Raw genomic sequence first — 409 nt, 5'->3', positions numbered from 1 at the left:
ACTTATCATCAATTAGCCGAGTATTATAACGTCGCTGTCATACCCGCTAGACCTTATAAACCCAAAGATAAATCAAAGGCTGAAGTCGGTGTACAAATTGTTGAGCGTTGGATCATGGCACGTCTACGCAAGCAAACCTTCTACAGCTTAGCGCACCTAAATCAAGAAATAGCAAAGCTACTTGATGTAATGAACAATAAAGTCATGAAGCAATATCAACAGTCACGTAAACAGCTATTTGAGATGGTGGATAAAAGCGCATTAAAGCCATTGCCTGAAAAGCCCTATCACTATACACAAATCAAAACGGTGCGAGTACACATTGATTATCATGTTGAAATAGAGAAACATTATTACAGTGTGCCGTATCAGTGGGTTAAGAAACAATTACGCGCACACATAACCAATC

Annotated in this window: 1 protein-coding gene; it reads left to right on the top strand. The window is 39.1% G+C overall.

The genetic code is table 11. The features are described 5' to 3' along the window. Positions 1-409 (top strand): Mu transposase domain-containing protein (locus H5154_RS23200; protein ID WP_404936198.1); only part of this gene is annotated, 409 nt, incomplete at both ends.

This window comes from Pseudoalteromonas sp. SR44-5 (genome assembly GCF_014163675.1).
GTDB lineage: Bacteria > Pseudomonadota > Gammaproteobacteria > Enterobacterales > Alteromonadaceae > Pseudoalteromonas > Pseudoalteromonas rhizosphaerae.
This window is presented reverse-complemented; position numbering and strand designations above follow the sequence as displayed.